Below are 12,834 nucleotides of genomic sequence, written 5' to 3'. Positions count from 1 at the left end.
AACGACAATGCCCCCATCGACTGATGGAGGCATTGTCTTCACCTTGCACTCAGACTGCTAGGTTTTCACACAGTCTGCACCAGGGACGCCTTTTTCAGTATCACGGAGTGGCGCATGCCAGATTCCGTTTTCGTTCGGTCGCTTACTTGGCGCCGAATACGCCGAAACGCTGCTTGAAGCGATCGATACGGCCGCCGGTGTCCAGCACTTTCTGCTTACCGGTGTAGAACGGGTGGCACTCGGAGCAAACGTCCAGGCTCAGGTTCTTGCCCAGGGTGGAGCGGGTCTTGATCACGTTGCCGCAGGAGCAGGTGGCGTCGATCTCGACATAGTTCGGATGGATATCGGCTTTCATGGTGCTTTCCTCGGGGTAGTCGTGCCGCCACCCGACCAACGTCAGGCACCGCACAGAAATAGGCCGCGCATCTTACCAGACACCTGACACGATGCAAGCTGCGCAAGGCGCCGGCCGTCGCGTGCTAAGATCGCCGGCCTGTCAAAGGAGCTCCTGGCTTGCCCAACCTGATCCTGCGCCTTGCCCTGCCCTCGCCGCTGCGCCGCCTGTTCGACTACCTCGCCCCCGCTGGCGTGTCGCGCAGTGCGCTGCAACCTGGCGTACGCCTGCGCGTGCCGTTCGGCCGGCGCGAGATGATCGGCGTGCTGGTGGAAGTCGGCAGCCAGAGCGAAGTCCCACTCGACAAGCTCAAGCCCGCCCTGGAGCTGCTCGATGCTCGCCCCCCACTGCCAGCGCCGCTGTTCAAGCTGTGCCTGTGGACGGCGCAGTACTACCAGCACAGCCTCGGCGATACCCTGAGCTGGGCCTTGCCGGTACTGCTGCGCCAGGGCGAGCCGGCCGAGACCCGCCAGGAGCGTTACTGGCTGGCCAGCAAGGGCGCCAGTGTCGACGACCCGCGCCTGGCCCGCGCGCCGCGCCAGCGCGACGCACTCAAGGCGCTGGCACAACACCCGCACGGCGTGGCCCACAGCCTGCTCAGCCAGCTGCAACTCAATCGCGACAGCCTGCAATTACTGCATGAGAAGGGGCTGGTACGGGTCGAGGTGCGCCGCACCCGGCCTCATCCCAAGCCCGCGCACTGGCTGGCACAACCGGAACTGCCACTGAACGCCGAGCAACGCGCCGCCGTGAACGCGGTGGCGTCAGGTTGGGATCAGTTCAATGCCTTCCTGCTCGCCGGCGTCACCGGCAGCGGCAAAACCGAGGTTTACCTGCAACTGATCCACCAATGCCTGCAAGCCGGTAAGCAGGCCCTGGTGCTGATCCCCGAGATCAACCTCGGGCCGCAGACCTTCGACCGTTTCGCCCGCCGCTTCAACGCACGCATCGCCCTGCTGCATTCAGCGGTCAATGATCGCGACCGCCTCGATGCCTGGCTGGCCGCGCGCGATGGCGAGGCCGACATCATCATCGGCACCCGCTCGGCACTGTTCACGCCGATGAAGAACCCAGGGTTGATCATCGTCGACGAAGAACACGACGCCTCCTATAAACAGCAGGAAGGCCTGCGCTATCACGCCCGTGACCTGGCGCTGGTGCGCGCGCGCCAGGAAGACATACCCATCGTCCTCGGCTCGGCCACGCCCTCGCTGGAAAGCCTGCACAACGCCCACAGCGGCCGCTACGCCCTGCTCAAGCTGACCCAGCGCGCTGGCGGCGCCAGCCAGCCGCGCTTCCTGCGCCTGGACGTGAAGAGCCGGCCGCTCGACTCGGGCATCTCCGGGCCGATGCAGCAGGCCATCGCCCAGACCCTGGCGGCCGGCCAACAGGTGCTGGTGTTCCTCAACCGTCGCGGGTTCGCCCCGACCCTGCTCTGCCACGACTGCGGCTGGCTCTCCGAGTGCCCGCGTTGCGATGCGCGCATGACCGTGCACCAGCGTTATCAGGAACTGCGCTGCCACCATTGCGGCCATGTCGAGAAGCAACCAAGCAATTGCCCGAAATGCCAGCACGTCGACCTGCGCCCGGTCGGCGCCGGCACCGAGCGCGCCGAGGAGCGCCTGGCGCTGCTGTTCCCCGATTACCCGGTGCTGCGCATCGACCGCGACAGCACCTCGCGCAAGGGCGCGATGGATCGCCTGTTCGCCACCATCAACAAGGGCGAGCCGTGCATCCTGGTCGGCACGCAGATGCTCGCCAAGGGTCATCACTTCCCCCGGGTAACCCTGGTGTCGATCCTCGATGCCGACGGCGGCCTGTTCTCGGCGGATTTTCGCGCCAGCGAGCGCATGGCGCAGTTGATCGTACAGGTCGCCGGCCGCGCCGGGCGGGCCGAGGAGCCAGGCAAGGTGATCATCCAGAGCCACCTGGCCGACCATCCGCTGCTGGTGCAACTGACCGAGCAAGGCTACTTCGCCTTCGCCGAACAGGCGCTGAGCGAACGCCGCAGTGCCGGTCTGCCACCGTTCTGCCACTTGGCGTTGCTGCGCGCCGAAGCGCACAAGCCAGGCCAGGCCGAGAGTTTTCTCGATGAGGCCTGCAGCGAGGCCGAACATTTGCTGGGCGAACTGGGCTTGTCCGGCATCGAACTGCTCGGACCGGTGCCCGCACCGATGGAACGCCGCGCCGGGCGCTTCCGCGCGCAACTGCTGCTGCAGGGCAATGCCCGCGCCCCGCTGCACCGCCTGCTCAACCATTGGCTGCATGCACTGGAGCAAATGCCCAGCGGCCGCGCAGTGCGCTGGTCGCTGGATGTCGACCCGATCGATCTTTTCTAGGCCTCAGGCTGCAAGCTGCAGGCCGCAGGCCGATCGCTTTGCCTGAAGCCTGTGGCCTGCAACCTGCAGCTACTTCTATAATGCGCAGTTTTCGACCAAAGCCCCAAGGCAACCCGAGCCGAACATGAAAGACAGCATTCGCCACCTGATCCAGCAAGCCCTCGACCGCCTGACCGCCGAAGGCGTGTTGCCTGCGGGCCTGACGCCGGCCATCCAGGTGGAGAACACCAAGGACAAGAGCCACGGCGACTTCGCCAGCAACATCGCCATGATGCTGGCCAAGCCGGCTGGCATGAAGCCGCGCGACCTGGCCGAGAAACTGATCACAGCCCTGCCGGCCGACGCGCAGATCACCAAGGTGGAAATCGCCGGCCCCGGCTTTCTCAACTTTTTCCAGAACAGCGATGCCCTGGCCCAGCGTCTGGAAGCCGCGCTGGCAGATGCCAAGCTGGGCGTACGCAAGAACGGCCCGGCGCAGCGTGTGGTGGTCGACCTGTCGGCGCCCAACCTGGCCAAGGAAATGCACGTAGGCCACCTGCGCTCGACCATCATCGGCGACGGCGTGGCGCGCGTGCTGGAGTTTCTCGGCGACACGGTGATCCGCCAGAACCACGTCGGCGACTGGGGCACCCAATTCGGCATGCTGCTGGCCTACATGCAGGAAAACCCGGCCGCCGCCGAAAGCGAGCTGGCCGACCTGGAAGGCTTCTATCGTGCAGCGAAGAAGCGCTTCGACGAATCGCCCGAGTTCGCCGACCGCGCCCGCGAACTGGTGGTCCAGCTGCAGGCCGGTGACGCCGAGTGCCTGCGCCTGTGGCATCGCTTCAACGACATCTCCCTCTCGCATTGCCAGGCACTGTACGACCGCCTCGGAGTCAAGCTCTCCATGGCCGACGTCAAGGGCGAGAGCGCCTATAACGACGACCTGCCGCAGGTGGTCGCCGACCTTGCCGCCAAGGGCCTGCTGACCGAGGACAATGGCGCCAAGTGCGTATTCATGGACGAGTTCAAGAACGCCGAAGGCAACCCGCTGCCGCTGATCGTGCAGAAGGCTGGCGGCGGCTACCTGTACGCCACCACCGACCTGGCTGCCACCCGCTACCGCGCAGACACGCTCAAGGCCGACCGCGTGCTGTACTTCGTCGACCAGCGCCAGGCCTTGCACTTCCAGATGGTCTTCGCCTGCGCGCGCCTGGCCGGCTTCGTCCCCGCCAGCATGGACATGGAACACATGGGCTTCGGCACCATGAACGGCCCGGACGGCCGCCCGTTCAAGACCCGTGACGGCGGCACGGTGAAGCTGGTGCAACTGCTCGACGAAGCCGAACAGCGCGCCTACAGCCTGGTAAAGGACAAGAACCCGGAACTGGACGAGGACGAGCTGCGTAGAATCGCCCGCGTGGTCGGCATCGCCTCGGTTAAATACGCCGACCTGTCCAAGCACCGCACCAGCGACTACAGCTTCAACTTCGACCTGATGCTGAGCTTCGAAGGCAATACCGCACCCTACCTGCTGTACGCCTATACCCGCGTGGCTGGTGTGTTCCGCAAGCTGGGCAAGGGCGTGGACGAGATCGGCGGGCAAATCACCCTGGTTGCCGATCAGGAGCAAGCCCTGGCCGCCAAGCTGGCACAATTCAACGAGCTGCTCGGCAACGTCGCCGACAAGGGCACGCCGCACATTCTTTGTGCCTACCTGTATGACCTCGCCGGCCTGTTCTCCAGCTTCTATGAGAATTGCCCGATCCTGAGTGCCGAGGACGAAGCCACCCGCGACAGCCGTCTGCGTCTGGCCGCCCTCATCGGTCGCACTCTCAAGCAGGGCCTGGAGCTGCTCGGCCTGGAAACCCTGGAGCGGATGTAAATGGCAGCGCGCAAGAAGCCGGCACCGAAACGCGGCGCCAGTCGCTATCAAGCACCGGCGAAGAAGCCCGTACCAGGATGGATCTGGCTGGCCTGCGGCCTGGTGGTCGGTGGTTTCTTCATGTTCCTGTTCAGCCTCGAACCGGGCCGTGACGAGATCAAGCGCGACAAGGGCGAGCAGGTGCGCAGCACCAAGCCGGAGCCGAAGCCGACGCAACCCGAGCCGTCCAGACCCAAGTACGATTTCTACACCCTGCTGCCGGAGTCGGAAGTGATCCTGCCGCAGGCACTGGAAGAAACGCCGCCACCCGTGCCCGAACAGAAACCGGTCACCCCGGAAGAGGCTGCGAAGATCGACACCGCTCGCGCCGAAGCTGCGCTCAACGGCCAGGTGCCGCCGCCTGCTCCGCCGGTACTGGCAAGCGCGCCCGTCACCACGCAGTTCTTCCTTCAGGCCGGCTCGTTCCGCAAGCGTGACGATGCCGATACCGTGCGCGCGCAGATCATCCTGCTCGGCCAGAACGTACGCGTGGAAACCGGCAAGGTGCGCGACGAGACTTGGCACCGCGTCCTGGTCGGCCCCTTCGCCAGTCGCGAGCAACTCGCGGCCGCGCAGAAGACCCTCGCTGGCAACGGCTACAGCAATCTGCTGTTACAGCAGCGCCAGGTCCGCTGATCGTCCGACAGGCCGTTGAAAAACGTAGGCGAGGCAGGCTGGCCGAGGCAAAAACAGCCGAAAAAGCGCAGTTTACGCGTTGTAAATGAGCATTTTGAGGCTGTTTTTAACGACGGCCAGACAACGAAGGTAGTTTTTCAACAGCCTGTTGAGCCCGCCGCCGGTTGAAAATCTGCGGCGGGCACCCCATCTGAGTTTCCATCCGGGCAAGTTCGCCCCGCAGCGTGGAGATTCACCCTTGACCACCATCGTTTCAGTGCGCCGCCACGGCAAGGTCGTGATGGCTGGCGACGGCCAGGTTTCCCTCGGCAACACCGTCATGAAGGGCAATGCCAAGAAGGTGCGCCGCCTCTACCACGGCCAGGTGCTGGCCGGCTTCGCCGGTGCAACCGCCGATGCTTTTACCCTATTCGAGCGCTTCGAAGGCCAGCTCGAGAAACATCAAGGCCACCTGGTACGCGCCGCCGTCGAGCTGGCCAAGGACTGGCGTACCGACCGTAGCCTGAGCCGCCTGGAAGCCATGCTGGCCGTAGCCAACAAGGATGCCTCCCTGATCATCACCGGCAACGGCGACGTGGTCGAACCCGAGGAAGGCCTGATCGCCATGGGCTCCGGCGGCAACTTCGCTCAGGCCGCCGCGCGCGCCTTGCTGATGAAGACCGACCTGTCGGCCCTTGAGGTAGCGCAGACCGCACTCGGCATCGCCGGCGACATCTGCGTGTTCACCAACCATCATCAGACCATCGAGGAACTGGACGCTGCCGAGTAGCGTCCACTGCCTCAGAACCTGTTCCCGATGCCGACGAACAGGCGCTCACAGTTTCCCGATAGCGAGCCAGATTCCATGTCCATGACGCCCCGCGAGATCGTCCACGAACTCAACCGCCACATCATCGGCCAGGACGACGCCAAACGCGCCGTCGCCATCGCCCTGCGCAACCGCTGGCGGCGCATGCAGCTTCCGGCTGAACTGCGCCAGGAAGTGACACCGAAGAACATCCTGATGATCGGCCCGACCGGCGTCGGCAAGACCGAAATCGCCCGTCGCCTGGCCAAGCTGGCCAACGCGCCGTTCCTCAAGGTCGAGGCGACCAAGTTCACAGAGGTCGGCTACGTCGGCCGCGACGTCGAGTCGATCATCCGCGACCTGGCCGATGCCGCGGTGAAGATGCTGCGCGAACAGGAGATCACCAAGGTTCGTCACCGTGCCGAAGATGCCGCCGAAGAGCGCATCCTCGACGCGCTGCTGCCACCTGCACGTCAGGGTTTCGGTGATGAGCCTGCGCGCAGCGAGGATTCCAATACCCGTCAGCTGTTCCGCAAGCGCCTGCGCGAAGGTCAGTTGAACGACAAGGAAATCGATATCGAAGTGGCCGACTCACCCATGGGCGTCGAGATCATGACCCCGCCGGGCATGGAGGAGATGACCAACCAGCTGCAGAACCTGTTCTCCAGCATGGGCAAGGGCAAGAAGAAGAGCCGCAAGCTCAAGGTCGCCGATGCCCTCAAACTGGTGCGCGACGAGGAAGCCGCGCGCCTGGTCAACGAGGAAGAACTCAAGGCCCGCGCACTGGAAGCCGTCGAGCAACACGGCATCGTCTTCATCGACGAGATCGACAAGGTGGCCAAGCGCGGCAACACCGGCGGCGCCGATGTTTCTCGCGAGGGTGTGCAGCGCGACCTGCTGCCGCTGATCGAGGGCTGCACGGTCAACACCAAGCTGGGCATGGTCAGGACCGACCATATCCTGTTCATCGCCTCGGGCGCTTTCCACCTGAGCAAGCCGAGCGACCTGGTGCCCGAGCTGCAAGGCCGACTGCCGATTCGCGTCGAGCTCAAGGCGCTGAGCCCGCAGGACTTCGAGCGCATCCTCAGCGAGCCGCACGCTTCGCTTACCGAGCAGTACAGTGCGCTGCTGCAAACCGAGGGTTTGAGCATCGAATTCGCCGAAGACGGCATCAAGCGCCTGGCGGAGATCGCCTGGCAGGTCAACGAGAAAACCGAGAACATCGGTGCCCGTCGCCTGCACACCCTGCTCGAACGCCTGTTGGAGGAAGTCTCCTTCAGTGCCGGTGATCTGGCTGGCCAGCAGAACGGCGAACCGATTCGCATCGACGCAACCTACGTCAACGGCCACCTCGGTGAGCTGGCGCAGGACGAAGACCTGTCGCGCTATATCCTGTAAGCCCCGTAGCCCGGATGCAGTCCGGGGCCCCTGAAAAGCCCCCGGATTGCATCCGGGCTACCGATAGCGGAAATCAGCCATGCCCATCCCCAGCGCGATCAAACTGCACAAGGCCTCGAAAACCCTGGAGCTGCGTTATGGCGAGCAGAGCTATCGGCTCAGTGCCGAGTTTCTGCGCGTGCATTCGCCCTCGGCCGAAGTGCAGGGGCATGGCAAGCCGATCCTGCAGACCGGCAAACTCAACGTCGGTCTCGAGCGCATCGAACCGGCTGGCAACTACGCACTGAAACTGTGCTTCGACGATGGCCACGACAGCGGCCTGTTCACCTGGGAATACCTGTACGAACTGGCCACACGCCAGGACGCGCTGTGGACCGACTACCTGGCCGAACTCAGCGCTGCTGGAAAATCTCGCGACCCCAGCGAGTCGGTCGTCCGCCTGATGCTCTGAGCGGCTGCAAAAGCCTCGACGCAGAGCGCTCGCGCCCATCACATAGAGTCACGTTAGCGACAGTTAGAGCGCGTTTTCTAATCTATCGCGGCATACTCCTGCCCCACTGACCAGCTTGCTTAACTTCAAAAACTCGGGTAACCAAGGAACTGGCAGGTTCCCTGCATTTGGCTGTGCCAGATGCAACGAAAGATGCGGACTCGATCCGCCCCCGGTTAACCCGAGCAGTACCAGGCCCTGTGTCGCCGCGCGCCCCCACAGACCGGTATTCGTCTCAGGACAATGGAGCGTCGTAGATGAGTGATAAGAATAACGAAGACCTGAAACGCCAGGCCTCGGAAAACACTCTGGGACTCAACCCAGTGATTGGCATCCGCGGCAAGGATCTCCTGACTTCTGCCCGCATGGTGCTCACCCAGGCACTCAAGCAACCCTTCCACAGCGCCAAGCATGTCGCCCATTTCGGCCTCGAACTGAAGAACGTAATGCTCGGCCAGTCCGCGCTCAAGCCTGAAGACGGTGACCGCCGCTTCGCCGACCCGGCCTGGAGCCAGAACCCGCTGTATCGCCGCTACCTGCAGACCTACCTGGCCTGGCGCAAGGAGCTGCACGACTGGATCGAGCACAGCTCGCTGTCCGAGCAGGACGCCAGTCGCGGTCACTTCGTGATAAACCTGATGACCGAAGCCATGGCGCCGTCCAACAGCATGGCCAACCCGGCCGCGGTCAAACGCTTCTTCGAAACCGGCGGCAAAAGCCTGCTCGATGGTCTCTCGCACCTGGCCAAGGACATGGTGCACAACGGCGGCATGCCCAGCCAGGTGAACATGGAGGCCTTCGAGGTCGGCAAGAACCTGGCCACCACCGACGGCGCCGTGGTCTTTCGCAATGACGTGCTGGAGCTGATCCAGTACAAGCCGATCACCGAGAGCGTGCACGAACGCCCGCTGCTGGTGGTGCCGCCGCAGATCAACAAGTTCTACGTCTTCGACCTGTCGCCAGACAAGAGCCTGGCGCGCTTTCTGCTGCGCAGCCAGGTGCAGACCTTCGTGGTCAGTTGGCGCAACCCGACCAAGGCGCAGCGCGAGTGGGGTCTGTCTACCTACATCGAGGCGCTCAAGGAAGCTATCGACGTCATCTGCGCCATCACCGGCAGCAAGGACGTCAACATGCTCGGCGCCTGCTCTGGCGGCCTGACCACCGCCTCCCTGCTCGGCCACTACGCTGCTCTCGGCCAGCAGAAGGTCAACGCCCTGACCCTGCTGGTCAGCGTGCTCGATACCCAGCTCGACACCCAGGTGGCGCTGTTCGCCGACGAGAAGACCCTGGAGGCGGCCAAGCGCCGCTCCTACCAGGCCGGTGTGCTGGAAGGCAGCGACATGGCCAAGGTGTTCGCCTGGATGCGTCCCAACGACCTGATCTGGAACTACTGGGTCAACAACTACCTGCTCGGCAACGAGCCGCCGGTGTTCGACATTCTCTACTGGAACAACGACACCACACGCCTGCCGGCTGCGCTGCACGGCGAGTTCATCGAAATGTTCCAGACCAACCCGTTGACCCGTCCCGGCGCGCTGGAAGTGTGCGGTACGCCGATCGACCTCAAACAGGTCACCTGCGACTTCTTCGTCGTCGCCGGCACCACCGACCACATCACACCATGGGATTCCTGCTACAAATCGGCTCATCTGTTCGGCGGCAAGTGCGAGTTCGTGCTCTCCAACAGCGGCCATATCCAGAGCATTCTCAACCCGCCGGGCAACCCCAAGGCGCGCTACATGACCAACAGCGAGATGCCGCTGGACCCGAAGGCCTGGCAGGAAAGCTCGACCAAGCACGCCGACTCCTGGTGGCTGCACTGGCAGACCTGGCTGGCCGAGCGCTCAGGCAAGACCAAGAACGCGTCCACCACACTGGGCAACAAAAAATTCCCGGCCGGCGAAGCCGCCCCGGGCACCTACGTACACGAACGTTGATGCGGCGCCTCTGGCGCCACACTGCCCGCGGCACTGGGAAGTGCCGCACGTCACGACGGCCTGGCCGGGCGTGACGAACCAGGATTGCCCTGGTCATTCTGGAAGCGGCCAGGATCGTCGCCTCCAGCGCTTAACTCCATAGGGGCTGCGCCCATGCCGCAACCATTCGTATTCCGCACCATCGACCTCGATGGGCAGACCATCCGCACCGCGGTGCGGCCGGGCAACAGCCAGTTGGTGCCGCTGCTGATCTTCAATGGCATCGGCGCCAACCTGGAGCTGGTGATGCCCTTCGTCGCCGCCCTGGACCCAGAGTTGGAAATCATCGCCTTCGACGTTCCTGGCGTTGGTGGCTCATCGACCCCGGCCACCCCTTACCGGTTTCCCGGTCTGGCCAAGCTGGCGGCGCGCATGCTGGACTATCTCGACTACGGTCAGGTCAACGCCATCGGTGTGTCCTGGGGCGGCGCACTCGCGCAGCAGTTCGCCCATGACTACCCCGAGCGCTGCAAGAAGCTGATCCTCGCCGCCACGTCGGCCGGCGCGGTGATGGTGCCAGGCAAGCCCAAGGTGCTTTGGCGCATGGCCAGCCCGCGGCGCTACGTGCAGCCGTCCTACGGCGTGCGCATCGCCCCGGACATCTACGGCGGCGCCTTCCGTCGCGACCCCAAGCTGGCCATGGCGCATGCCAGCAAGGTGCGTTCGGGCGGCAAGATGGGCTACTACTGGCAGCTGTTCGCCGGCCTCGGCTGGACCAGCATTCACTGGCTGCACAAGATCCGCCAACCGACGCTGGTGATGGCCGGCGATGACGACCCGCTGATCCCGCTGATCAATATGCGCCTGCTGGCCTGGCGCATTCCCAACGCCGAACTGCACGTGATCGACGACGGCCACCTGTTCCTGGTGACCCGCGCCGAGGCGGTGGCGCCGATCATCATGAAGTTTCTCGAAGAGGAACGGCACCGCGCGGTGATGCACCCGCAGCCAACACCTGTGCGCCAGCATTGACCCGCACCAGCTTAGTGCGCAATGTAGGGCATGCGCGACGAAGGGGCCGATAACGGCCCCTTCGATTTTCGACGCGGCGCTCTGGAATGCACTTCCCGCGTGCCTGGTACAGGGCTTGCTGCACAGGTTGCACAAGCACAAGGTGCGCGTCAGGCAGTCCGCGCCATGAAAGTCTCTTGCAGGTCGTGCTCAACGACCTGCCAAGCGGTTTGACGATGGAGTGTTACACCATGCGAGACAAGTCGAACCTGGCCTCACTGCCGGCACCTGCCACCTTCATGAATGCCCAAAGCGCAGTAGTGGGCGTACGCGGGCGCGATCTGTTATCGACCATGCGCCTGCTGGCCACCCAGAGCCTGAAGAATCCAGTACGTAGCGGCCGGCATCTGCTGGCCTTCGGCGGCCAGCTGGGTCGCGTGCTGCTCGGCGATACCCTGCACAAGGTCAATCCGCAGGATGCGCGTTTCGCCGATCCGACCTGGCACCTCAATCCCTTCTATCGACGCAGCCTGCAGGCCTACCTGGCGTGGCAGAAACAACTGGCGGCGTGGATCGACGACAGTGACCTGTCGGCCGATGATCGCGCCCGCGCGCGCTTTCTCGCCGCGCTGATGAGCGACGCGCTGTCGCCCTCCAATAGCCCGCTCAACCCGCAGGCGCTGAAGGAGCTGTTCAATACCGGCGGCAGTAGTGCATTCAAGGGCTTGCGCCACCTGCTCGACGACCTGCTGCACAACGACGGCATGCCCAGCCAGGTGACCAAGCATGCTTTCGAGGTCGGTCGTAACCTGGCCTGCACCCCCGGCGCAGTGGTGTTTCGCAACGAGCTGCTGGAGCTGATCCAGTACAAGCCGATGAGCGAAAAGCAGTACCTGCGCCCGCTGCTGATCGTGCCGCCGCAGATCAACAAGTACTACATATTCGACCTGTCCAACGACAAGAGCTTCGTCCAGTACGCACTGAAGAACGGCCTGCAGACCTTCATGATCAGTTGGCGCAACCCCGATCCACGGCACCGCGAATGGGGCCTGTCGAGCTACGTGCAGGCGGTCGAGGAGGCCGTCGACGCCTGCCGCGCGATCACCGGCAGCAAGGACGTCAATCTGCTCGGCGCCTGCGCCGGTGGTCTGACCATCGCCGCCCTGCAAGGCCACCTGCAGGCGCGCCGGCAGTTACGCAAGGTTGCCAGCGCTACCTATATGGTCAGCCTGCTCGACAGTCAGATCGACAGCCCGGCTATGCTCTTCGCCGACGAGGAAACCCTGGAGTCGGCCAAGCGTCGCTCCTACCAGCAAGGCGTGCTGGATGGTCGCGACATGGCCAGGGTATTCGCCTGGATGCGCCCCAATGACCTGATCTGGAACTACTGGATCAACAACTACCTGCTCGGCAAGCAGCCGCCGGCTTTCGATATCCTCTACTGGAACAACGACAACACCCGCCTGCCCGCTGCACTGCATGGTGACCTGATCGACTTCTTCAAGCACAACCCGCTCAGCCGCAGCGGCGGCCTGGAAGTCTGTGGTACGCCGGTGGACCTGGCCAAGGTCACTGTCGACAGTTTCAGCGTGGCCGGAATCAATGATCACATCACGCCCTGGGACGCAGTTTACCGCTCGACCCTGCTGCTCGGTGGCAACCGCCGCTTCATCCTCTCCAACAGCGGCCATATCCAGAGCATCCTCAACCCGCCGGGCAACCCCAAGGCCAACTACTACGAGAACGCCAAGCTCACCTCAGACCCACGCGCCTGGTATCACGACGCCCAGCACCAGCAGGGCAGCTGGTGGCCGCAGTGGCTGGAGTGGATTCAGGCGCGCTCCGGCGAGCAACGCGCCACGCTGATGACCCTGGGCAGCCAGAAGCATCCGACTATGGAGGCGGCGCCCGGCACCTACGTGCATATCCGCTGAAAGCGGTGGCCGCCAGCACGCCGGCC

10 protein-coding genes are annotated in these 12,834 nt (G+C 64.0%); 9 read left to right on the top strand and 1 reads right to left on the bottom strand.

The window, feature by feature from the left end; all coding sequences use genetic code 11:
- Positions 1-142: 142 nt before the first annotated feature.
- Positions 143-355 carry a 50S ribosomal protein L31 gene (gene rpmE / locus EGJ86_RS22640; protein ID WP_003459015.1) on the bottom strand — a complete coding sequence of 71 codons (213 nt, stop codon included), beginning with the start codon at positions 353-355 and terminating at the stop codon, positions 143-145.
- A gap of 158 nt (positions 356-513) precedes the next feature.
- Between rpmE and EGJ86_RS22635 the strand changes: the two genes are divergently transcribed.
- The 9 genes from EGJ86_RS22635 to phaC (EGJ86_RS22595) all read left to right on the top strand — a co-directional run bounded on the left by EGJ86_RS22635 (position 514) and on the right by phaC (EGJ86_RS22595) (position 12,808).
- Positions 514-2,733: a primosomal protein N' gene (locus EGJ86_RS22635; RefSeq protein ID WP_125836716.1), complete on the top strand. Its 2,220-nt coding sequence runs from the start codon at positions 514-516 to the stop codon at positions 2,731-2,733.
- A gap of 124 nt (positions 2,734-2,857) precedes the next feature.
- On the top strand, positions 2,858-4,597 hold the full coding sequence (gene argS, locus EGJ86_RS22630; protein ID WP_125836715.1) for an arginine--tRNA ligase: 1,740 nt from the start codon (positions 2,858-2,860) through the stop codon (positions 4,595-4,597).
- On the top strand, positions 4,598-5,272 hold the full coding sequence (locus EGJ86_RS22625) for an SPOR domain-containing protein (RefSeq protein WP_099522796.1): 675 nt from the start codon (positions 4,598-4,600) through the stop codon (positions 5,270-5,272).
- 238 nt (positions 5,273-5,510) lie between these two features.
- Positions 5,511-6,041 carry an ATP-dependent protease subunit HslV gene (gene hslV, locus EGJ86_RS22620; protein WP_004372920.1) on the top strand — a complete coding sequence of 177 codons (531 nt, stop codon included), beginning with the start codon at positions 5,511-5,513 and terminating at the stop codon, positions 6,039-6,041.
- A 75-nt stretch (positions 6,042-6,116) separates the two neighbouring features.
- On the top strand, positions 6,117-7,457 hold the full coding sequence (gene hslU, locus EGJ86_RS22615; RefSeq protein WP_125836714.1) for an HslU--HslV peptidase ATPase subunit: 1,341 nt from the start codon (positions 6,117-6,119) through the stop codon (positions 7,455-7,457).
- A 79-nt stretch (positions 7,458-7,536) separates the two neighbouring features.
- A complete protein-coding gene (locus EGJ86_RS22610) occupies positions 7,537-7,908 on the top strand; it encodes a gamma-butyrobetaine hydroxylase-like domain-containing protein (RefSeq protein ID WP_125836713.1) in 372 nt (123 codons plus the stop codon).
- Between the two features lie 296 nt (positions 7,909-8,204).
- The gene (gene phaC, locus EGJ86_RS22605) at positions 8,205-9,884 is read left to right on the top strand and encodes a class II poly(R)-hydroxyalkanoic acid synthase (RefSeq protein WP_099522799.1); all 1,680 of its coding nucleotides are present in this window, start codon (positions 8,205-8,207) and stop codon (positions 9,882-9,884) included.
- A 153-nt stretch (positions 9,885-10,037) separates the two neighbouring features.
- Positions 10,038-10,895 (top strand): poly(3-hydroxyalkanoate) depolymerase, encoded by an 858-nt coding sequence (gene phaZ, locus EGJ86_RS22600; RefSeq protein ID WP_017678527.1) that lies wholly within the window; start codon positions 10,038-10,040, stop codon positions 10,893-10,895.
- A 230-nt stretch (positions 10,896-11,125) separates the two neighbouring features.
- Entirely contained in the window at positions 11,126-12,808 is a 1,683-nt protein-coding gene (gene phaC, locus EGJ86_RS22595; RefSeq protein ID WP_125836712.1) for a class II poly(R)-hydroxyalkanoic acid synthase, read from the top strand.
- The last annotated feature ends 26 nt before the right edge of the window (positions 12,809-12,834 follow it).

Source organism: Pseudomonas sp. o96-267 (genome assembly GCF_003935465.1).
Classification (GTDB): Bacteria; Pseudomonadota; Gammaproteobacteria; order Pseudomonadales; family Pseudomonadaceae; genus Aquipseudomonas; species Aquipseudomonas sediminis.
Note: the sequence above shows the minus strand (reverse complement) of the source record. Positions and strands in the feature narration are given on the sequence as shown.